19 protein-coding genes are annotated in these 20,834 nt (G+C 75.0%); 6 read left to right on the top strand and 13 right to left on the bottom strand.

Going from position 1 to position 20,834, the window contains the following annotated elements; all coding sequences use genetic code 11:
• Positions 1-159 precede the first annotated feature (159 nt).
• On the bottom strand, positions 160-1,230 hold the full coding sequence (locus WCD58_RS13830; protein ID WP_337703624.1) for an FO synthase: 1,071 nt from the start codon (positions 1,228-1,230) through the stop codon (positions 160-162).
• Positions 1,227-2,561, bottom strand: coding sequence for a 7,8-didemethyl-8-hydroxy-5-deazariboflavin synthase CofG (cofG, locus tag WCD58_RS13825; RefSeq protein ID WP_337703623.1), 1,335 nt, complete (start codon positions 2,559-2,561; stop codon positions 1,227-1,229). Before cofG ends, WCD58_RS13830 begins: the two co-directional genes overlap by 4 nt.
• Before the next feature lie 198 nt (positions 2,562-2,759).
• Between cofG and WCD58_RS13820 the strand changes: the two genes are divergently transcribed.
• A complete protein-coding gene (locus WCD58_RS13820; RefSeq protein WP_337703622.1) occupies positions 2,760-3,920 on the top strand; it encodes an MFS transporter in 1,161 nt (386 codons plus the stop codon).
• 145 nt (positions 3,921-4,065) lie between these two features.
• Here the strand turns inward: WCD58_RS13820 and WCD58_RS13815 are convergent, their stop codons facing one another.
• Entirely contained in the window at positions 4,066-4,605 is a 540-nt protein-coding gene (locus WCD58_RS13815; RefSeq protein ID WP_337703621.1) for a TetR family transcriptional regulator, read from the bottom strand.
• Between the two features lie 48 nt (positions 4,606-4,653).
• Here WCD58_RS13815 and WCD58_RS13810 point away from each other — a divergent pair, with 48 nt between their 5' ends.
• The 3 genes from WCD58_RS13810 to WCD58_RS13800 all read left to right on the top strand — a co-directional run bounded on the left by WCD58_RS13810 (position 4,654) and on the right by WCD58_RS13800 (position 6,465).
• Complete coding sequence (locus WCD58_RS13810) at positions 4,654-5,136, top strand: GNAT family N-acetyltransferase (protein ID WP_337703620.1); 483 nt, start codon at positions 4,654-4,656, stop codon at positions 5,134-5,136.
• Positions 5,137-5,206: 70 nt separating this feature from the next.
• Entirely contained in the window at positions 5,207-5,638 is a 432-nt protein-coding gene (locus WCD58_RS13805) for a DoxX family protein (RefSeq protein WP_337703619.1), read from the top strand.
• A 158-nt stretch (positions 5,639-5,796) separates the two neighbouring features.
• Entirely contained in the window at positions 5,797-6,465 is a 669-nt protein-coding gene (locus tag WCD58_RS13800; protein WP_337703618.1) for a DUF3159 domain-containing protein, read from the top strand.
• Between the two features lie 10 nt (positions 6,466-6,475).
• Here the strand turns inward: WCD58_RS13800 and WCD58_RS13795 are convergent, their stop codons facing one another.
• From WCD58_RS13795 to WCD58_RS13770, 6 genes are all read right to left on the bottom strand, one after another.
• Positions 6,476-7,744 carry an AI-2E family transporter gene (locus WCD58_RS13795; protein ID WP_337703617.1) on the bottom strand — a complete coding sequence of 423 codons (1,269 nt, stop codon included), beginning with the start codon at positions 7,742-7,744 and terminating at the stop codon, positions 6,476-6,478.
• 162 nt (positions 7,745-7,906) lie between these two features.
• Entirely contained in the window at positions 7,907-9,124 is a 1,218-nt protein-coding gene (locus WCD58_RS13790; protein WP_337703616.1) for an NADP-dependent isocitrate dehydrogenase, read from the bottom strand.
• Between the two features lie 112 nt (positions 9,125-9,236).
• Positions 9,237-9,599, bottom strand: coding sequence for a DUF3017 domain-containing protein (locus WCD58_RS13785; protein WP_337703615.1), 363 nt, complete (start codon positions 9,597-9,599; stop codon positions 9,237-9,239).
• 258 nt (positions 9,600-9,857) lie between these two features.
• Positions 9,858-10,712, bottom strand: coding sequence for a bifunctional methylenetetrahydrofolate dehydrogenase/methenyltetrahydrofolate cyclohydrolase (locus WCD58_RS13780; RefSeq protein ID WP_337703614.1), 855 nt, complete (start codon positions 10,710-10,712; stop codon positions 9,858-9,860).
• A 4-nt stretch (positions 10,713-10,716) separates the two neighbouring features.
• Positions 10,717-11,730: a DMT family transporter gene (locus tag WCD58_RS13775; protein ID WP_337703613.1), complete on the bottom strand. Its 1,014-nt coding sequence runs from the start codon at positions 11,728-11,730 to the stop codon at positions 10,717-10,719.
• A gap of 103 nt (positions 11,731-11,833) precedes the next feature.
• The gene (locus tag WCD58_RS13770; RefSeq protein WP_337703612.1) at positions 11,834-12,304 is read right to left on the bottom strand and encodes a hypothetical protein; all 471 of its coding nucleotides are present in this window, start codon (positions 12,302-12,304) and stop codon (positions 11,834-11,836) included.
• 267 nt (positions 12,305-12,571) lie between these two features.
• Between WCD58_RS13770 and WCD58_RS13765 the strand changes: the two genes are divergently transcribed.
• The gene (locus WCD58_RS13765) at positions 12,572-13,246 is read left to right on the top strand and encodes a GPR1/FUN34/YaaH family transporter (protein WP_337703611.1); all 675 of its coding nucleotides are present in this window, start codon (positions 12,572-12,574) and stop codon (positions 13,244-13,246) included.
• 74 nt (positions 13,247-13,320) lie between these two features.
• On the opposite strand, the gene WCD58_RS13760 is transcribed toward WCD58_RS13765, so the two are convergent.
• Positions 13,321-16,884, bottom strand: coding sequence for an error-prone DNA polymerase (locus WCD58_RS13760; protein WP_373696229.1), 3,564 nt, complete (start codon positions 16,882-16,884; stop codon positions 13,321-13,323).
• A 396-nt stretch (positions 16,885-17,280) separates the two neighbouring features.
• On the bottom strand, positions 17,281-17,634 hold the full coding sequence (locus WCD58_RS13755; RefSeq protein WP_337703609.1) for a winged helix-turn-helix transcriptional regulator: 354 nt from the start codon (positions 17,632-17,634) through the stop codon (positions 17,281-17,283).
• A gap of 80 nt (positions 17,635-17,714) precedes the next feature.
• Between WCD58_RS13755 and WCD58_RS13750 the strand changes: the two genes are divergently transcribed.
• Entirely contained in the window at positions 17,715-18,125 is a 411-nt protein-coding gene (locus WCD58_RS13750; RefSeq protein WP_337703608.1) for a RidA family protein, read from the top strand.
• On the opposite strand, the gene WCD58_RS13745 is transcribed toward WCD58_RS13750, so the two are convergent.
• Together WCD58_RS13745 and imuA' are read right to left on the bottom strand one after the other, a co-directional pair.
• Positions 18,126-19,826, bottom strand: coding sequence for a DNA polymerase Y family protein (locus WCD58_RS13745; protein ID WP_337703607.1), 1,701 nt, complete (start codon positions 19,824-19,826; stop codon positions 18,126-18,128).
• Positions 19,823-20,686: a DnaE2-dependent mutagenesis accessory factor ImuA' gene (imuA', locus tag WCD58_RS13740; RefSeq protein ID WP_337703606.1), complete on the bottom strand. Its 864-nt coding sequence runs from the start codon at positions 20,684-20,686 to the stop codon at positions 19,823-19,825. The genes WCD58_RS13745 and imuA' overlap by 4 nt, the downstream gene beginning before the upstream one ends.
• Positions 20,687-20,834 lie beyond the last annotated feature (148 nt).

Here is a 20,834-nt window from a genome sequence, read left to right as displayed (position 1 = left end):
CGACCCGAACCTACGCCCGGTGCGTCCGGCTGTCAGGCGAGCTGGAGCACCGCGACCGCGCCGGCGACGGCCGGGATCACGAGGAGGGTGAGCGCCATCCAGAGGCGCGCGCGCCCGGTATCGCCCTCGACCATGGCGTCACGGTACGGCCGCGCGGGGTCAGGTGCGCAGGACCGCCCACCGTTCGGGGGGCGGGTCGCCGTACACGGTGGTGCGCTGGCGGGGCGTGCGCCCCAGGTCGGCGGCGAGCGCCTCGACCTGCGCGAGCGTGAGCTGCCGGCCCGCCTCCGCCCCGGCGGCCGGGTCGAGCGCGCCGTCGAGCAGCAGCCCGCCCGCGTCGTCGGCACCCCCGCGCAGCACGGCGACCGTGAGCTCGGGCCCGAGCTTCGGCCAGGCGGCCTGGATGTGCGCGATGCGCCCGTGCAGCAGCAACCGCGCGACGGCGTGCAGCGCGCGCGTCTCCCGGGGTGTGTCAGCGTGGCGGCCACGCTGGCGTTCAACATCAGGAAACCCACCAGGTGGGAACGCCTCGGGCTGGATCGGCATGGCGATGAACTCGGTGAACCCGCCCGTCCGGTCCTGGATCGCGGCGAGCGCGCGCAGGTGCGCGACCTGCTGCGTCGGCGTCTCGACGTGCCCGTAAACCATCGTCGCGGTCGAACGCAGGCCGACCTCGTGCGCGGTGGTGACGAGCTCGATCCAGCGGGCCGTGGGGATGTCGGTGCCGCCGGTGAGCAGCGCGCGGACGTCGTCGTCGAGGATGCGCGCGGCGGTGCCCGGCACCGATCCGAGGCCGGCCTCGCGGGCGGCGACGAGGAACTCGCGCGGGCTCAGCCCGAGGCGGGCGGCGGCGTCGGCGACCTCCGCGGGCCGGAAGCCGTGCAGGTGCAGCGGGACCCGCCCGGTGATCAGGGCGGCGAGGTCGAGCGGCGCGCGGTCCGGGACGTCGGCGGGCAGCGGGCCCTGCACGCAGATCTCGGTGGCGCCGAGGGCCCAGGCCTCGTCGACCAGGGCGTTCGCGTGGTCGGGGTCGCGGACGACGGCGGTGTCGAGGTTGCGGTTGGCGACGAAGGTCAGCTGGTCGCCGACGGCGGCGCGGCGCAGGTCGTCGGCGAGCGCGGCCAGGGCGTCGAGCTCGTCGCCGTCGGCGCCGAGCAGGGCGACGTAGGCCTCGTCGGACAGGCCGGCGGGGTCGGCCTCGGCGCCGGCGAGGTGGGCGCCGAGGCTCACCGCGCCGCTGCCGGCTGCCGCTCGCGGGCGAGTCCGCGCTGGTCGGCCAGCGCGATGACCGGGTCGACGAGGTCGGGGTGCAGCCACCGGTTCGGGTCGCGGACGTAACGCGGGTAGATCGTCAGCCGGGGGGTGAGCGTGAAGCCGGCGGCGCCGGTCACGGCGCGCAGTGCGTCGAGACCGGGCCAGGGGCGCTCGGGGTTGACGTGGTCGGGGGTGACGGGCGAGACGCCGCCCCAGTCGTCGATGCCCGCGCGCAGGAGCAGGGCCTGGTCGTCGGCGGCGCTCTGCGAGTCGTCGAGCTCGCCGGCCAGATTCGGCGGGGCCTGGACGCTGACGCCGAGCGGCATGACCAGGCGGGCGACGGCCACGGCGGCGACGAAGGCGTCGAACTCGGCGTCGGGCTCCCCGCGCATCGCCGTGTCGGGCTTGGCGCGGAAGTTCTGGACGATGACCTCCTGCAGGTGCTCGCCCCGGCGCGCCGACTCCGCCAGCACGAGCAGCGACTGCGCGCGCTCGGCGCGGTGCTCGCCGATGCCGACGAGGATCCCGCTGGTGAACGGCACCCGCGCGCGGCCGGCGTCGTCGATCACCCGGCGGCGCAGCGCGGGCTCCTTGTCCGGGGAGCCGAAGTGGGCGCCGCCCGGCCGCGACCAGAGCCGCGTCGCGGTGGTCTCGAGCATCATCCCCATCGACGGCGAGACCCCGCGCAGGCGCTGGAGCTCGAGCAGGTCCATGACGCCGGGGTTGAGGTGGGGCAGCAGGCCGGTCTCGCCGAGGACGGCCCGCGCCGACTGCTCGACGTGCTCGAGGGTCGTGGTGAGGTCGCGCGCGACCAGCCAGTCGCGGGCCGCGGCCCAGCGCTCCTCGGGGCGGTCGCCGAGCGTGAACAGCACCTCGGTGCAGCCCTGCTCGGCGCCGGCGCGGGCGATCTCGAGGACCTCGTCGCGCTCGAGGTAGGCCGCGGGCAGCCGCCCCGGGACCGTCGCGAACGTGCAGTAATGGCAGCGGTCGCGGCACAGGCGGGTCAGGGGGACGAAGACCTTGGGGCTGTAGGTGACGACGCCCGGGCGCCCCTCGCCGGTGAGGTGCTCGTCGCGGCGGGCGGCGGCGAGCCCGAGCAGGTCGTCGAGCTCCTCGCCCCGCGCGGCGAGCAGCGTCGTCGCGTCGGAGAGCGTGGCGGGGTGCTGGGGGTCGTCGGCGAGCGCCCCGTCGGCGGCGCGCCCCAGGGCGACCCGCACGTCGGTGCGCGAGGGTTCCGCCGGCTCCGGGAGCTCGACCAGCGGCCGCGGGAGCGACACGGGAGCGGGGAGATCGGCGGGGACGGCCACGCGACCGAACGTACGCCCCGTGCGAGCGATGCGGCATCGCTGGCATGTGACGCCAGGCTCGCCACATCCTCGATGCGCGACACGCCGGGGCGGCGTGGTCCGGGGTGATTCAGCGTGGCGGCCACGCTCGCACTGGACGTCAGGAAAGCCCCCACGATCACGGAGCGGGTCGCCCGCCCGTGGTCCAGGGTGAGCGGGGTGGAGGCCCGGAGCCGCGCCCTCGCCGCGCTGTGCGTGACCGAGATCGTGAGCTGGGGTGTCCTCTACTACGCGTTCCCGGTGCTCGTGACGTCGATCAGCGCCGACACCGGGTGGTCGGTGGGCGCGGCGACCGGCGCGTTCTCGCTCGGCGCCCTCGTCTCGGCGGGCGTCGGGATCGTCGTCGGCCGGCTCATCGACCGCCGCGGACCCCGGCTCGTGATGACGATCGGCTCGGTCGTCGGCGTCCTGGGTGTCGTCGCGATCGCCACGGCTCCGACCCTGCCGCTGTTCTACGCGGCGTGGGCGGTCGCCGGGGTGGGGCAGTCGGCGACGTTGTATCCGCCGGCGTTCGCGGCGCTGACCGGCTGGTACGGCGAGCAGCGCGTGCGGGCGCTGACGACGCTGACGCTCGTCGGCGGGTTCGCGAGCACGGTGTTCGCGCCGCTCACCGCCGCGCTGCTCGGGCCGTTGGGCTGGCGCGGCACGTTCGGCGTGCTGGCGGTGGTGCTCGCCGTCGTGACGGTGCCGCTGCACGCGTTCGTGCTGACCCCGCCGTGGCGTCCGCGCGACGCCGTGGACCGCGAGAGCGTCGATCGCGAGCACGCCTCGGAGGTGCTGCGCAGCCCGCGCTTCGTGCTCGTGACGGCGGTGATGGCGCTGAGCGCCTTCGGGCTATACGCGTCGACGATCAACCTCGTCCCGTTGCTCGAGGGCCGGGGCCTCGATCTCGGGCTCGCCGCGCTCGCGCTCGGCCTCACGGGCGTCGGTCAGGTGGCGGGGCGGCTGATGTTCGTGCCGCTGGTGCGACGGTCGACGCCGCGGACGCGCCTCGCGGCGGTGCTGCTGCTGGGCAGTGCCGGCGTCGTCGCCCTCGCGCTCGTGCCCGGGCCGGCGGTGCTGCTGATCGCGCTCGCCGTCGTCGCCGGCGCCGGGCGCGGGCTGCACACGCTGCTGCAGGCGTCGACCGTCTCCGACCGCTGGGGAACGCGCGCCTTCGGCCGGATCAACGGCGTCTTCTCCGCGCCCCTGACGCTCGCGGTCGCGATCGCGCCGGCCGGGGGCGTGGCCGTGGCAGGGCTCGTCGGCGGGTTCCCGACGGCGTTCCTCGTCCTGGGCGGGGCGACGGTCCTCGCGGCGCTGCTGGGGCTCGCCGCGTGATCGTGGGGGCTTTCCTCAAGTTGAGCGTCAGCGTGGCCGCCACGCTGCAACACCCCGGACCACGCCCACCCCCGGCGTGTCCCGATACCGAGGATGTGGCGATCCTGGCGTCACACGCCAGCGATGCCGCATCGCTCGCACGAGCTCAGAGGCGAGCGAGGTGGGCGGCGACGGCGGCGTCGAGGCGGGCGGTGTCGCCGGTCGCGAGGAGGTCCAGCAGCGCGCCGCGCAGGACCGCGAGCAGCAACGCCCGCTCGGCCGGGTCGTCGGTGGCCTGGTGGTCGGCGAGCAGGGTGTCCCAGTCGGCGACGGTGCGCGCCGCGAACCCCGCCCACGGGCCGTCGCCGGCGTCGTTGACCGAGTGCGTGTAGGCCTCGAGCCAGAGCCGCAGCAGCGCCCGGTGCTCGGGCGCCGCGAGCCACGCCCACACGCGTCCCCCGACGGCCGCGAGGTCGCCGCCCCCGCCGACGGCATCGACGACCGCCAGCTGGTCGGCCCGCGAGCGCGCCAGCAGCGCGCGCACCAGGCCGTCCTTGCTGCCGAAGAGGAACAGCAGCACCCGGGGGCTCGACCCGATCGCCTCGGCCAGCGGGCGCAACGACATCCCCGCCCAGCCGTGCTCGAGCACCCACGCGTACGCGGCCTCCAGCAGCTCCTGCTGCCGCGCGGAACCCTCCTCGGACACGCGCCCAGTGTGCTTCACTGAAACAGTCGTTTCAGTGAGGAGGTCGTGATGGGCGAGGTGACGATCCGGGAGCTCGGACACCCCGGCGATCTGGGCTGGGTGCTCATGACCCACGGGGAGCTCTACGCCGCCGAGTACGACTGGGCGGTCGAGGCCGTGACGGCGCGGATCGTCGCCGAGCACGCCGCGCACGCCCGCCCGGGACGCGACGCCGGCTGGATCGCCGAGCTCGACGGCGTGCGCGTCGGCAGCGTCCTCTGCGTCCACGAGGACGAGGACACCGCCCGCCTGCGCCTCCTGCTCGTCGACCCGGCCGCGCGCGGGCACGGCGTCGGACGCTCGCTCGTCGCCCGCTGCCTCACGTTCGCCCGCGACGCCGGCTACGCGCGCCTCGTGCTGTGGACCAACGAGCCGCTGGCCGCCGCGCGCCACCTCTACCTCGAGGCCGGCTTCGTCCTCACCGGCGAGGAGACCCACACCGAGTTCGGCAGCGAGCAGCGCGGACAGTCGTACGCGCTCGCGCTGACCTGACCCCTTGACCGCACTCCTTGGTCCTGTTTTCATATCCAACTAACAGGTTGTCCAACCGAGGAGATGAACGATGAGCGCCACGACCGCCACCGAGGCCCCGACCACCGCGCGTCCCCGGGCGGCGCGCTGGGCCCTCGCCGTCCTCCAGGTCCTGCTGGCCGCGCTCTACCTGATGTCGGGGTTCGGCAAGGTCTCGCTCGACCCCACGAACGTCGCGGGCTTCGCGATGATGGGGATCGGCACGACCGGTGTGGTCGCGCTCGGCGTCGTCGAGCTGGCGGCCGCGATCGGGCTCCTGATCCCGCGCCTCGCCGGGCTGACGGCCACCTGCTGCGTCGCACTGATGGTCGGCGCGGTCACGATCACCGCGGTGACCGTCGGCGGCGCGATGATCCTCCTGCCGGCCGTGGTGCTCGTCGCCGTCGCGATCGTGGCCTGGGTGCGCCGTCGCGAGACCGCGGCGCTGGTCCGGAACCCGCGAACCGTCCTGCTCGCCCGGTGAGCCGGGGGCTTTCCTGACGTTCAACGTGGGCGTGGCCGCCACGCTGGAACACCCACAGTCGCTCAGAGGTGACGCGCACCACAGCGCGTTGAGTGTGCCGCAACGTCACGGCTTCTCCTGGTCCCAGACCCGCAGACCACTGGGAGATCGGAATGACGATGACCGAGCGGACCCACCCGGACGACACCCCGACCGGCCCGGTTCCCGGCACCCAGGGCCCAGCCGCGAAGGCACCGTCCGTCCTCGACCAGATGGGCGGGCCCATGGGGTTCCTCTACTCGACGATCCCGGTGATCGTCTTCGTCACCGCCAACGCCTTCCTGCCGGTGACCGTCACGATCGTCGTCTCGCTCCTGACCGGCCTGGCCCTGACCGTGTTCCGGCTGCTGCGCCGCGAGCGCGTCGCGTCCGCGTTCGGCAGCCTGATCGGTGTCGCCGTCGCCGCCGGCCTGGTGGCCTGGACCGGCTCGGCGCGGGACTTCTTCGCGATCGGCATCTGGATCTCGCTCGCCGGCTTCGTCGTCACGCTCGGCACGGTGGTCGCCCGTCGGCCGATAACCGGGCTGGTCTGGAGCGCCATCCACGGCAACCGGCACGACTGGCGGGCCGACAAGGTCGTCCTGCGCGCCCACGACCTCGCCACCCTCGCCGCGGCCGTGGTGTTCGGGGCCCGCTTCGTGGTGCAGCAGTGGCTCTACGTCGCCGACGCCACCGGCGGGCTGGGCGTCGCCCGGATCGCGATGGGCACCCCGCTGACCATCGTCGCCCTGCTCGTCGCCTTCTGGGCGTTCCGGCGCAGCAGCAAGCGCCTGCTCCCCCGGAGCTGACGCGCGCTGCTCAGCCGCCCCGGCCGTCCGACGAGTCCCCGCGGGAGGGCACGTCGACGGTCGGGGCCGCGGTCGTGTCCGGAGCCGAGTCGGCATCCGGGTGCGAGTCCGGCTCGAGGTCCGGGTCGTCCTCCGTCATCTCCGCGACGGCGTCCTCGCTGGGCTCGTCCTGGTGCCCGCTGCGGAGATCGATCTGCTCGCCGAAGTAGCGCAGGACCTCCGCGATCACCGCCGCGACCGGCACCGCGAGGAACGCGCCGGCGATGCCCGCGAGGCTCGACCCGGCGGTCACCGCGAGGATCACGATCGCCGAGTTCAGGCCCAGCCCGCGTCCCTGGACCAGCGGCTGGAGCAGGTTCCCCTCGATCTGCTGCACCGCGAGGATGAGGATCAGCACCCCGATCGCGGTCCCGATGCCCTGCACGACCAGCGCGATGAGCACCGAGAGCGCCCCGGCCACCAGCGCACCGATGATCGGGATGAACGCGCCGAAGAACGTCAGCACGGCGAGCGGCAGGGCCAGCGGCACGCCGAAGATCACCAGGCCGACGCCGATGAACAGCGCGTCGACGAACCCGATGAGCGCCTGGCTGCGGATGAAGCCGCCGAGCCGCAGCCACGCGCGGGCGCCCACCTCCGCCAGGTGACCGCCGGACGTCGGACCGGCGAAGCGGCGCAGCCACGGCAGGAACTTCGGGCCGTCCTTGACGAACAGGAACGCGAGCACCAGCGCGAGCACGGCGTTGATGACGCTGTTGGCGACCGTGGTGAGCCCGGTGAGGACGCCGGTGGCGATCTGGCCGGCGCTCTGCTGGAGGCGCTCGACCGCCGCCTGCACGTACTGGCCGATCTGGCTCGCGCCCAGGTTGAACGGCGGGCCCTGCAGCCAGCTCTGGATCTGCTGGATGCCGCCGACCGCACCCTGGCCGATCGCCGGGGCCTGACCGGCCACCGCCGGCGCGATCATCGCGATGACCCCGCCGATCACCGCCAGCCCCAGCAGCAGCACCACCGCGGTCGCGAGCGTCCCGTTCCACCGGTGGTTGCGCAGCCACGTCACCGGCGGCTCGAGCACCGTCGCGATGACCAGCCCGAGGAACACCGGGAACATGACGTCCCACAGCGCGACGACGAGGTAGGCCACCACCGTGATGGCGGCGACGACCAGCAGGAACCGCAGGCTCCACCGGGCGGTCCAGGAGAGCCCCTCGCCGATCAGGTGCCCGCGGGTCGGGGTGCGCCCGTGCGCGATGTCCTGCGACGCAGGCGCCTCGTCCATGGACGCGAGTCTGTCAGCGATCAGGGGGCTCCGGAGGGGTGCGCAGGGTGGCGTGGTCGCGCCGGGGTGCCCGACCGCGCGGCGTCGTACCCCTGCGGGACCCCGGACGCACGAGGGCCCCTCCCCGCGGTGCGGGAAGGGGCCCGGGAGCGTGCGCGCGGACTAGCTCGCGACGGCCTTCTGGAGGCCCTCGTCGATGGCGTCGAGGAAGTCCTGGGTGTTGAGGTACGGCGCGTCCTTGCCGATCAGCAGCGCCAGGTCCTTGGTCATCTTGCCGTCCTCGACGGTCTTGATGCAGACGTCCTCGATCTTCTGCGCGAAGTCGACGAGGGCGTCGTTCTTGTCGAGGCGACCGCGCTGGGCGAGGCCCCGGCTCCAGGCGAAGATCGACGCGATCGGGTTGGTCGACGTCTCCTTGCCCTGCTGGTGCTGGCGGAAGTGCCGGGTCACCGTGCCGTGGGCGGCCTCGGCCTCGACGGTGCCGTCGGGCGTCATGAGCACCGAGGTCATGAGGCCGAGCGAGCCGAAGCCCTGGGCGACGATGTCGGACTGGACGTCGCCGTCGTAGTTCTTGCAGGCCCAGACGTAGCCGCCCTCCCACTTGAGCGCGGCGGCGACCATGTCGTCGATGAGGCGGTGCTCGTAGGTCAGGCCGGCCTTCTCGAAGTCGGCCTTGAACTCCGAGTCGAAGATCTCCTCGAAGGTGTCGCGGAACATGCCGTCGTACGCCTTGAGGATGGTGTTCTTCGTCGACATGTAGACCGGGTAGTTGCGGTCGAGCCCGTAGCGCAGCGAGGCGCGGGCGAAGTCGACGATCGAGTCCTTGTAGTTGTACATACCGAGCGCGACGCCCCCCTCCTCGGGGAACTTCGCGACCTGGAACTCCATCGGCTCGCCCTCGCCGTCGGGCGTGTAGCTGATGGTCACGGTGCCCGGGCCGGGCACCTTGAAGTCCTGCGCCAGGTACTGGTCGCCGTGGGCGTGACGGCCGACGACGATCGGCTTGGTCCAGTGCGGGACGTAGCGCGGGATGTTCTGACAGACGATCGGCTCGCGGAAGATGACGCCGCCGAGGATGTTGCGGATCGTCCCGTTGGGCGAGCGGTACATGCGCTTGAGGCCGAACTCCTCGACGCGCGCCTCGTCCGGCGTGATCGTCGCGCACTTGACGCCGACGCCGTGCTTCTTGATCGCGTTCGCGGCGTCGACCGTGACCTGGTCGTCGGTCTCGTCGCGGTGCTCGATGCCCAGGTCGTAGTACTCGAGGTCGATGTCGAGGTACGGGTGGATCAGCTTGTCCTTGATGAACTGCCAGATGATCCGCGTCATCTCGTCACCGTCGAGCTCGACGACGGTGCCCTCTACCTTGATCTTCGCCACGACTCGAGAGACCTCCTCATGGGGCGCCGACCACCGGCGCCGACTGGCTTGTCCGCACGCTATCAACGCGGGCACGGACGACGACGTCCGAGGAATACCCAGGTGGGCGGTGTCACCGGCTCGCGAGCGGTCCCCCGGTGATGGTGAGTGACACGAGGATCATCACCAGCCCGAACAGGACGTAGGTGACGATGTCGACCCGGCGGCTGCGGACGGCGAGCAGACCGGCCGCGGTGCGGGTCAGGCTCGCGCGCAGCACCCCCGCGAGCAGCAGCGCGAGGCCCAGCTCGGTGGTGCCCTCGCGCCAGTGCTGCAGGCCGATCCGGGCGAACGCGACGGCCACGACGACCATCACCGCGAGGAACGCCAGGTGCCCCCGCAGCTTGCGCAGCGTCTCCGCGCGCGTGCGGCCCGGGCGGGCGTGCCGGCCCGCCGGGAGCATCTCGGTAGGGCTCTCGTCGGGCGGCGGCGGCACGCCCGGTCGCCGGTCCGCCGGCGGCGCCGGCTGGGGGCCGGACCGCGGCGAGGGGCGCGGGGCGGGGGGCTGGGGCGGCGGGGCCGGTGACTGGGCCGGTGACTGGGCCGGTGACTGGGCCGGCGGCTGGGCCGGCGGTGGAGCCGTCTGCTGAGCGCGCGGCGGGGCGGGCGGCGCCCCGGCCGGTGGGGGCGCGGACGGTCGTCCCGGTCGTGGGGTCACGGCGGTCATCCGCGGCGTCCGGTGCTCATCGGCTGCTCATCCGTTGCTCTGGCGCTCCGCGCGCTCGACGACGTTGGTGAGCAGCATCCCGCGCGTCATCGGACCGACGCCGCCGGGGACCGGGGCGAGGTGGGACGCGACCTCGGCGACCTCGGGGGCGACGTCGCCGACGAGGCCGTTCTCGCCGCGGGTGATGCCGACGTCGAGCACGGCGGCACCGGGCTTGATCATGTCGGCGGTGACGAGACCGGGCACGCCGGCCGCGGCGACGACGACGTCGGCGGCGCGCAGCTCGGCGGCGACGTCCTTGGTGCCGGTGTGGCACAGGGTCACGGTCGCGTTCACCGAGCGCAGGGTGAGCAGCAGGCCCAGCGGGCGGCCCACGGTGACGCCGCGGCCCAGCACCGTGACCTTCGCGCCGTTCAGCGGGACGTCGTAGCGGCGCAGCAGCTCGACCACCCCGCGCGGGGTGCACGGCAGCGGGCCCGGCTCCTGCAGCACGAGACGGCCGAGGTTGGTGGGGTGCAGCCCGTCGGCGTCCTTGTCCGGGTCGATGCGCTCCAGCACCGCGCCCGAGTCCAGCCCCTTGGGCAGCGGGAGCTGGACGATGTACCCGGTGCACGACGGGTCGGCGTTCAGCTCGTCGATCGCGCGCTCGACGTCGGCCTGGGTGGCGTCGGCCGGCAGGTCGCGGCGGATCGAGTCGATCCCGACCTTCGCGCAGTCGTTGTGCTTGGCCTTCACGTAGGAGTGCGACCCCGGATCGTCGCCGACGAGCACCGTGCCGAGGCCCGGCGTCCGGCCCGCGGCGGTCAGCGCCTCGACCCGCATCTTCAGGTCCTCGAGGATCGCGGCGAGGGTGGCCTTCCCGTCCAGCTTGGTCGCGGTCACACCCTCATGATGGCAGGTCGGACCCCGCGTCCCGTGCAGCTGACCGCCGCAGCGGCCACGGCGCCGACGCGACCCCCGCGGCGACGAGGGTGAGCAGCGCCCCGAGCACCGTGGTGAGACCCGGGGTGCCGGCGGCCGAGGGCAGCACGAGGTCGAGCACCAGCGCGCCGACGACCTGCCCGGCGACCGCGCCGAGCGAGAGCAGCAGCACGCCGACCTGCCCGACGACCCACGCCCCGAGCCCGATGAAGAGCGCGCCGAACGGGCCGCCGAGGTAGAGGTACCAGGCCGTCGGCAGGGGGTTCGGCGGGCCGAGCAGGAGCACCGCGACGACCGCGGCGACCACCAGGGCCGTGAACCCGACGACGAAGTTGACCGTCGCGGCGGGGAGCACCGAGGCCACCACGGAGTCGCCCTCGTCCCGCGACGACCCGCCCGCGGCGGCCGCGACGCGCCCGTTGAGGGCCTGCTGCACGGCGACGGCGAGCCCCGCCGCGAGCGGGAGCAGCGCGAGGGCGACCGGGGCGTCGGTGCGCAGCGACGGGGCCACCGAGAGCACCACCGCGCCCAGCATGAGCACCGCGCCGGCGATGCGCGGCGGCGTCGTCGCCTGCGGTCCGGCGGGGCCGAGCCCGGCGCGGTCGACGGCGAGTCCGCCGCTGGACTGGCCGGCGACGACGGCGATGGTGAACAGCGCGGTGCCCAGCACGTGCGCGGTCAGGCCCTGGCCGGCGACGAGCAGCGCGCCGCCGAGTCCGCCGAGCAGCTGCCAGGTGCGCAGCCGCCCGCGGCGCCGGGCCGCGCCGACCCGCCCCAGCCCGCGCCGCCCGGCGGGCAGCAGGGCCAGGAGCACGAGCAGCAGGACCAGGCCGAGCCCGAAGGAGAGGGCCGCGGCCACCAGCCCGTTGCCGAGCTCGGTGCCCAGCTCGGCGTTGACCCGGGCCTGCGCGACGATGAACGCCCCGGTGACGAACGCCCCGGCCAGGCCGAGCGCCGTGCGCGAGGAGGGTGCAGCCACGGTCACGGGAACCTAGCGCGCGTCGGCACCGTCCGCGCCGGGACCGATACGCGCTGTGACGCAGCGAACGCCACGTTCGCAGCGTCAGCGGGCGGGGCAGGCGTCAGCGGGCGGGGCGGCCGAGCCGGGCGGTCGCGGTGTCGGTCGCGGCGACGCCGCCGGCGTAGATCGCGTGCTGGACGAAGCTCGTCACGAGCAGGCGACGCTCCCAGCGCCACGGCGGCGGCGTCTCCCCGAGCACCGGGAACAGGGCGAGCGCCATCACCTGGGAGCCGGCGAAGAACGTCAGCGCGGCAGCGGGTTCGCGCCGCAGGGCGTGCTGCAGGGCGACGTGGGCGGCGCCGACCGCCGACCCGTAGCCCCAGTGCACCAGCCAGAACAGGGCCCGCCGCCCCTCCGGCGACCGGGGCGCCCACCCGATCACGTGGCGCAGGAGCGTCGACGCGGCGACGACGACGTGGTCGCTGTCGTCGTAGTCGAGGATCTCGCCGGCGTCCTCGGGGGTGACCCCGTGCCGGCGGACGTAGCGCCGACGGCGAAGATGGGCCGCGAGGCCCATGGCCCCGGTGCCCACGGCGCCGCCGAGTACTCCTCGCGCGGCCTCGCGCAGCACCCGTGCGTCAACCCGCCGTGCGCCCATAGAGGCAGCATGCCCTGGATCGGTTCACGATGCGGATGGAGAGGTCCCCCCTCCGTTCGTCCCCCTCCATTCGTCCGGTGACGCATGAGGCGTGTCCCACACCACACTTGGTTTCACACCGGATTCACGCCGTTGCGCCGTGTAGCGCAAGGGGGCGAGACCCGACGCGTGGATGCCGGTCGGACACGTGAAGGAGTGGGGATGACCACGATCGACGAGCAGTCCGCCGACGCCGGGGGCGCGCACGCCGCGACCGACACCGCCGCCGCGGAGGCGGCCGCGGCGGCAGGCGCCAACCCGGCACTGGTCGGGGTGCCGACCTTCGTCATCGGGTCGGTGGCACTCGGGCTGTACCTGATCGGGTTCACGGGCGCCGCGAGCACGGCCCTCGTGGGCATGCTGCCGATCCTGTTCATGTGCACGGGCATCGGCCAGCTCGTGGCCACCGTCTGGGCGGCACGCACGGGCAACGGCGCGGCGGCATCGATCTTCGGCATCTTCACGGGGTTCTGGCTGAGCTTCGCCGTGCTGGCGACCTCGCTGGGCGCCGACTGGTTCGGGCCGACCTCCACCGACACCGCCGTGGCCACGGGTGCGCAGGAGACGTTCCTGCTCACGTGGCTGATCGGCGTCGTGGTGCTGACGATCGCGTCGCTGCGCCTGCCGTCGGTGTTCACCGTGCTGTTCGTGCTCATCGACGCCGCCCTGCTGATCGTGCTGCTGGGGACCTCGAGCGGCTCGACCGGGCTGCTGTTCCTCGGCGGCATCGTGGTGTTCGCCTTCGCCCTCGTCGGCGTCTACATGTTCCTGGACGCCCTGGGCCAGGCGACGGGCGGCAAGCCGATGCCGATGGGCAAGCCGATCATCGGCGGCTGACCCGCCCCGAGGGGATCGAGGGACGCCTTCGCTGCGCCGGACGCAGCGGGGGCGTCCCTCGCTGTCTCTCTCGGTCACCGGAAGTCCCGCGAGCTGGACGGCACCCGCAGCTCGAGGCGTTCGACGCGGTCGGCGACGAGGTTGATCACGGTGGGCGCGTCGTGGGCCCGCTCGACGCGGCCGCGGATCACGAGCGCGGCGCTGGTGCGGGCCACCACGCGGTGGCGCGCCCAGAGGCCTTCGGAGCAGACCACGTTGAGCATGCCGGTCTCGTCCTCGAGGTTGAGGAAGGTCGTGCCGCCCGCGGTCGCGGGTCGCTGGCGGTGGGTGACGACCCCGCCGACCTCGATGCGCTCCCCCTCGGGCACGCCCGCCACCCCGGCCACCGAGAACGCGCCGCGCTCGTCGAGGGCCGCGCGCAGGTGGGTCACCGGGTGGCTGTCGGGGGTCAGGCCGGTGGCCCAGACGTCGGCGACGGTGAGCTCGACCGCGCTCATGCCGGGCAGCGCCGGGGCCTCGAGACCCACCGCGGTGTCGGGCAGGCGGTCGTGGCGCACGCCGTCGCGCACCACCCCGACCCCGGCGGCGGCCGCGCCGGCGGCCCACAGCGCCTCGCGGCGGTCGAGCCCGAAGCATCCCAGCGCCCCGGCCGTCGCGAGGGCCTCGACGTGGGCGGTGGTCAGCTCGGCGCGGCGGGCGAGGTCGGCGACGCCGCGGTAGGCCCCGCGGGCGTCGCGCTCGGCCACGATGCGCGCGGCCACCTCGTCGCCCAGCCCGCGCACGTCGGCGAGCCCCAGCCGCACGGCGACCCCGCCGGCGCTGCCCTCGTGGGGTTCGAGGCCCGGGGTGTCCGCGGCGACCTGCACGTCGGGACCCAGCACCACCGCCCCGTGGCGGCGGGCGTCGGCGGTGAGCGACTGGGGCGAGTAGAAGCCCATCGGCTGGGCCCGCAGCAGCGCCGCGCAGAAGGCGGCCGGGTAGTAGAGCTTGTACCAGGCGCTGACGTAGACCAGCGACGCGAAGCTGATCGAGTGGCTCTCGGGGAAGCCGAAGTTGGCGAACGCCTTCGTCTTGGTGAAGATCGTGTCCGCGAGGTCCCCGGTGATCCCGTTGGCCTCCATGCCCTCGTAGAACCGCGTGCGCATCCGCTCGATCCGCTCGGTGGAGCGCTTGGCCGACAGGGCGCGGCGCAGCTCGTCGGCCTCGGCGGCGGAGAAGCCGGCGACGTCCACCGCGAGCTGCATGAGCTGCTCCTGGAACAGCGGCACCCCGAGGGTCTTCGCCAGCGCGGGCTCGCAGAGCGGGTGGTCGTAGACGACGCGCTCGAGCCCGTTGCGCCGCCGGATGTAGGGGTGCACCGACCCGCCCTGGATGGGCCCGGGGCGGATGAGGGCGACCTCGACCACCAGGTCGTAGAACTCGCGGGGCCGCAGCCGCGGCAGCGTCGCCATCTGGGCGCGGGACTCGACCTGGAACACGCCCACCGAGTCGCCCTCGGCGAGCATGGCGAACACGTTCTCGTCCACCGGCTGCAGGTCGTGGAGCTTCACGCGCACCCCGTGGTGCTCGGCGACCAGGTCGGCGGCGTAGTGCAGCACCGAGAGCATCCCGAGCCCCAGCAGGTCGAACTTGACCAGCCCGACCGCCGCCGCGTCGTCCTTGTCCCACTGGATGACGCTGCGCCCCGGCATCCGCCCCCACTCCACGGGCACCACCTGGTCGACCGGGCGGTCGCAGATGACCATGCCGCCGGAGTGGATCCCCAGGTGGCGCGGGAAGCCCGCGATCTGCTCGGCGAGCGACGCCACCGCCGGCGGCATCTCGGGCACCTGCCCCGCGAGCTCGGCGCCCGGGCCCCAGCGGTCGATCTGCTTGCTCCACGCGTCCTGCTGGCCCTGCGAGAACCCCAGCGCGCGGGCGGCGTCGCGCACCGCCGAGCGCGGCCGGTAGGTGATGACGTTGGCGACCTGCGCGGCGCGGTCGCGCCCGTAGCGCGCGTAGACGTACTGGATGGCCTCCTCGCGGCGGTCGGACTCGATGTCGAGGTCGATGTCGGGGTAGCCGTCGCGCTCCGGGGAGAGGAAGCGCTCGAAGAGCAGGCCCATCTGTACGGCGTCGACGTGGGTGATGCCCAGCGCGAAGCAGACCGCCGAGTTGGCCGCCGACCCCCGGCCCTGGCAGTAGATGTCGTGGTCGTCGCAGAACTTCACGATGTCGGCGACGATGAGGAAGTAGCCGGGGAAGCCCTGCCGCTCGATGACGTCCAGCTCGTGGTCGATCACCTCGTACGCCCGCGGCGAGCGCAGCCGGTCGCCGTAGCGCACCCCCGCCCCCAGCCACGTCAGGCGGCGCAGCCAGCTCGCCTCGGTCTCGCCCTCGGGCACCGCGAACGGCGGCAGCTCGGGTGCGAGCAGCTCCAGGCCGAACGCGCACTCGCGGCCCAGCGCCGCGGCGTGCGCGACGGCCTGCGGGTGGCGCGCGAACCGCTGCGCCATCTCCGCCCCCGAGCGCAGGTGCGACGGGCCCGGCGGCAGCCAGCCCTCCGCGTCGTCGAGGCTGCGCCGTGCCCGCACCGCCCCGAGCGCCGCCGCGAGCCGCGCGCGGTCGGGCGTCGCGTAGTGGGCGCCGGTGGTGGCCACGGTGCGCAGACCCCGGCCGCGGTCGGCCCGGTCGGCGATCTCGGCCAGCGCCGCGTTGCGCTCGGTGTCGTCCGGGAGGCCCTGGTCGGTGAGCTCGACGGCGACGTTCTCGGCCCCGAACAGCGCGACGAGCCGCTCGATCTCGCGGGCCGCCGCCTCCGCCCCGCCCGTCGCGAGCGCCCGGCGGACCGACCCCTTGCGGCACCCCGTCAGCACCTGCACGTGCCCCCCGAGCGTCGACGCGACGCGCTCGGGGTCGTACACCGGGCGGCCCTTCTCGCCGTGGGTGTGCATCTGCCCCTCGGTGATCGCCCGCGAGATCGCCCGGTAGCCGTCCGGGTCGCGGGCGAGGACCAGCAGGTGGTCGCCCTCCGGGTCGGGCACGCCGTTCTGCGGGGCGGACAGGCCCAGCGAGAGCTCGGCGCCGTAGACCGTCGGGACCCCCAGCTCCTGCGCCGCCTCGGCGAAGCGCACCACCCCGTACATGCCGTCGTGGTCGGTCAGCGCGATCGCCTCGAGCCCCAGGCGCGCCGCCTCCTCGACCAGCTCCTCCGGGTGCGACGCGCCGTCGAGGAAGCTGAAGTTGGAGTGCACGTGCAGCTCGGCGTACGGGACGGTGACGCCGGTGGACCGCGTCCCGGTCGGCGGGCGGTAGGGCATCCGGTGCCGGCTCCACGCCGGGCTGTCGCCCCCGTCGCCGGGGAAGTGCTCGTCGCGCGGCGCGCGGATGGTGCCGGGGCCGTCGACACGGTCGCCGTCGTCGAAGGCCAGGGGATCGCGGACGAAGTCGTCCGGGGGCCAGTGCCCCTCGTGCGGCTCCTCCCCCCGACGGGTCGAGCTCCGCTCCGCCGCGTCTCCCTCCGGCCGGACCTTCGCGTCCCCCTGGACGGCCTTCCGCGTCCCGTTGCCCCGCCCCTGCAGACTGGGCCCGTCGGCCGGGCGCCCCGCCAGCAGGCGCTCCATCTCCGACCAGCTCACCGGCGGGTTGCCCCACCCCATCCGCACCTCCGGAGCCATCTATCGAACACGTGTTCGACACGATAGACGACGGGCCCGACAGCGGACAGGCCGTCCGCGACCGGCACGGTGCGCATGATCGAGAGGCCTCGGGACCTGCGGAGCGTGCCGGTGGGGCGGCGCGCGGCCGCCGGCACGCCTCCTCGCTCCGCGAGCGGCACGGTGCGCATGATCGAACAGCGCGCCGGCATGCCGAGGGTGCCGCTCGCCCCCAACGGCTACGCGGCGCCGTCCATGATCCGCCCAGGTGCTCCGTCCACCCCGTGACATCGGGTCGGCGGAGCACCGGGAGCGATCTTGCCCGGGCCACGTGATCAAGGGCGACGTCATGCACGTGACGGGCGCGATCGCGTGCACTCCGACGCCCGTGATCTCCGCTCAGGCCTCGTCGAACCGCGCGCGAGCCTGCTCGATCGCGGGCATGTGGGCCGCCGCCCACTCCAGGAGGACGTCGACCGGGTGGCGCAGCGTCTTGCCCAGCGGGGTGATCCGGTACTCGACGGCGACCGGCCGCGAGCTGACCACGACGCGCTCGACGATCCCGTTGCGCTCGAGGCGCCGGAGGGTGGCCGTGAGCGACTTCTGCGTGACCGCCGGGATCGCGCGCCGCAGGTCGTTGAAGCGGCAGGGCCGCTCGCAGAGCTCGTTGAGGATCGCGAGCGACCACTTGTTCAGCACCTGGTCGAGCAGCTCGCGGTGGGGCGCGGCGACGACGAGCTCGGTTTCCGGCACGACACCTAGTCTCGTTGAAGTGTCTTGAGGTGACCAGGTATCACCGGTATCCCTGACGTCCGACAGCCGAAGAGGAACCCGTGACCGTCCAGCGCTTCACCCCCGAGGGCCTCATGCAGCCCGCCCCGTACCACCACGTCGCCGTCGGCACGGGGACGCACCAGGTGCACGTCAGCGGCCAGATCGCCCGCACCGCCGACGCGACGCCGGTCGCGCCGGGCGACCTCGCCGGACAGGTCGCCCAGGTGCTGCGCAACACCGCGACCGGCCTCGCCGGGGCGGGCGCGACGTTCGACGACGTGGTGCGGCTGACCTTCTACGTCACCGCCTGGTCGCCCGAGAAGATCGGCGACTTCATGGCGGGCGTCGAGGAGGTCGCCGCGGAGATCGGGCTGCCGACGCCCCTGCCGCCGGCCTCGCTGATCGGTGTCGAGTACCTGTTCGAGCCGGACGTCCTCGTCGAGCTGGAGGCCACGGCGGTGCTCGACTAGCTAGTCGTAGATGCCCTCCACCGCCCAGCGGCCGTCGCGGTGGACCAGGAGCAGGGCCCGCCCGACCGCGTCGGCGCCGGAGGCGACCGGGTCGGGGGCGAGGTCGGCCGCCGGATCGGGTTCGGGGTCGCGGCCGGCGGCGATCTCGTCGGCGTCGGTGCTGCACACGACCTGGACCCGCAGGGCGCCGCCGGCCACCGCCCGCGGGTCCCACCAGCGGCCGGGATCGGGCCACGGCCCGCCCCACGCCCGGACCGGCGCGGTGGGGGCCGACGGGTCGGTGCCGAGCGCCACGTGGGCGGGCGGGGCCGTCAGCCGGCCGCGGGAGGCGCGGCGCACCGGCGCGCCCCCGGCGTCGAGCACCCGCGCGGGCAGCGGCTCGGGCGGCACCCGCGCCGGCGAGGGCGCCGGGAGGGCCCCCGGCCAGGGTGCTCCCGCGTCGCCGGCCGCCCGCTCGTCGCCCCAGGGCACCAGCCGGATCCGCTCGCCGGGACCGCGGCCGCCGTCGGACACCCCGGTGAGCACCTCCTCGGGACCGAGCAGGCCCTGCACGCGCACCAGCGCGCGCCCGGCCCGCTCGTCGGCCACGCCGACCTCACCCCAGAGCCCGAGCTGCAGCCGCCCGGCGTCGACGACCTCCTCGGGGACCAGGCGCAGCACCGTGAGCCCGCCGTCGCGACTGCTCCCGCCTCGCCGCGACAGCCAGCCCTCGAGCTGCCAGCGCACGCGATCGGCGGTGCCGTGCGGGGTCAGCGGCTCGGCGCAGCGCCAGACCCGGGCGAGCTCGTCGCCCTCGGTGGTGCGCGCCTGCACGCCGAGACGCGTGCACGCCAGCCCCGCCCGGCCCAGCGCCTCGTGCAGCCGCTCGGACAGCGAGCGGGCGGCGAAGGCGGCGGCGTCGACCCGGTCGACCGGGGGATCGAGCGGGAGCTCGACGGTGAGCTCGTCGGGGATCCGGCGCCGCGAGGGCGGGCGCTCGCCCAGCCCGCGGGCCAGCCGGTGGGCCCGGACCGCGGCCGCGTCGAACCGCGACGCCACGTCGGTGGCCGACAGGTCGGCGAAGGCGCCCAGCGTGGTGAGCCCGAGCCGGCGCAGCAGGCCGATCAGCTCCGCGCGGATGGCGCTCGCGTCGTCGTCGGCACCGGCGGTGTCGGGCTCGACGCCCGGTTCGAGCTCGAGCTCGGTGACCGGCAGCGGCGCCAGGAACGCCGGGCTCCCGCCGGGCGGCACCAGCAGCGAGCGGCGGGCGGCGAGGCCCGCCGCGAACAGCCCGTCGGCCACGCCCACCTGGCACTCGACACGGGTGCGCCCGGCCACGTGGTCGACCAGGCGCTCGGCCACGACCTCCTCGCCGCCGAAGTACCGCGCCGGCCCCCGCGCCGAGAGCGCGACAAGCCCGGGGCGCACCACCTCGACCCCCGGCGCGAGCTCCTCGACCGCCGCCGCGACCGGCTCGAAGCAGCGGGCGTCGCGCTCGGGATCGCGGGCGAGCACGGCGAGGTCCGGGCAGCGGGCCTGGGCCTCGCGCCGTCGCAGCCCGCGCCGGATCCCCTGCGCCCGCGCCGTCGCCGAACAGGCCACCACCCGGTGGGACGCGAGGACCGCCGCGGGCCGTGCGGGCGGCAGCCCCGCCTCGGCGGCGGCGGCCACCACCGGCCAGTCCGGACACCAGAGCGCGAGCACCCGCGCCGGCGCGCTCACCCCGCCACCCCGATCCGCACCGGCGCCGGCTCCGACTCCGGCACGGGCCGCGGCGGGCCCGTCAGCGGCGCCCCGACCGGCAGCTCCCCGTCCGGCAGGCACGTCCCGGCCGGCCCGGGCAGCAGCAGCGGCTCCTCCTGCTCGCCCGGCCGGCCCCGGGCGGCGGAGCGCACCCGCACCCGCCGCGAGCGCAGGCGTCCCGCGCCGTCGCCGCCGAGCCCGGCCCAGGCGCTGCCCTGCGCCCGCAGCTCGACCTCGGCCCCCGGCCAGCTGCCCGGCGCGCCGACCGGCACCAGCACCGCCCCCTTCTGGCGGACCCGGGCGCCGAGCCGCTGCCGCTCGCCCGCGGGCCAGCGCACGCCGGGCAGCGTGGTGTCGAGCACGACCACGTCGACCCCGTCGACCAGCGCCGCCACCACCGCCGCCGGACGCGGCCCGGGCCGCGGCACCAGCGCCGTGCGCGCCAGGTCGAGCCCCGCCTCCGCCGCGGCCTGCACCCCGAGGTCGGGCAGCCCCACCACCGCGCACCAGGACCCGGCCCGCGAGGCCTCGGCCAGCACCGCGAGCAGCAACGACGTCGACCCGGCCACCGCGACCGTCGACCCGCGCCGCAACCCGCCGTCGGGCAGCAGGCCCGCCAGCGGCGCCGCCACCGGCAGCACCGCACTGCCCTCGCGGTCCACGCGGGGCGGCTCGGCGACCGGCTCCTCCACCTCCACCGGCTCCTCCGGGCCCGCCGGCACCGGGGCGCGCCGACCGGACCCCCGGCCCCGCAGCTCCGAGGCCCGCACCAGCCCGAGGTCGGCCCACCGCCGCGACGGGGAACCCTGCTCGTCGAGCAACGACGACGCACCACCCATGAGCGCCCTCCTCGAACACGTGTTCGAACACCGAGAACGCTAACCCACACCCCCGACAGCCGCCGAGCCCTGCGGGTGAGGTCACGAGAACGAGTCCCGAGAACGAAGGAGTCCCATGACACCGGTCGAGCTCCGCTCCGCTCCGTCT

It is taken from the genome of Actinomycetospora flava (genome assembly GCF_037400335.1).
GTDB classification, from domain to species: domain Bacteria; phylum Actinomycetota; class Actinomycetes; order Mycobacteriales; family Pseudonocardiaceae; genus Actinomycetospora; species Actinomycetospora flava.
This window is presented reverse-complemented; position numbering and strand designations above follow the sequence as displayed.

What these genes read in the sequence shown, in the direction of transcription:
- WCD58_RS13810 (WP_337703620.1), top strand. Translation starts at nt 4,654, where the DNA reads ATGGGCGAGGTGACGATCCGGGAGCTCGGACACCCCGGCGATCTGGGC.
- WCD58_RS13805 (WP_337703619.1), top strand. Translation starts at nt 5,207, where the DNA reads ATGAGCGCCACGACCGCCACCGAGGCCCCGACCACCGCGCGTCCCCGG.
- WCD58_RS13800 (WP_337703618.1), top strand. Translation starts at nt 5,797, where the DNA reads ATGACCGAGCGGACCCACCCGGACGACACCCCGACCGGCCCGGTTCCC.
- WCD58_RS13795 (WP_337703617.1), bottom strand. Translation starts at nt 7,744, where the DNA reads ATGGACGAGGCGCCTGCGTCGCAGGACATCGCGCACGGGCGCACCCCG.
- WCD58_RS13765 (WP_337703611.1), top strand. Translation starts at nt 12,572, where the DNA reads ATGACCACGATCGACGAGCAGTCCGCCGACGCCGGGGGCGCGCACGCC.
- WCD58_RS13760 (WP_373696229.1), bottom strand. Translation starts at nt 16,884, where the DNA reads ATGGGGTGGGGCAACCCGCCGGTGAGCTGGTCGGAGATGGAGCGCCTG.
- imuA' (WP_337703606.1), bottom strand. Translation starts at nt 20,686, where the DNA reads ATGGGTGGTGCGTCGTCGTTGCTCGACGAGCAGGGTTCCCCGTCGCGG.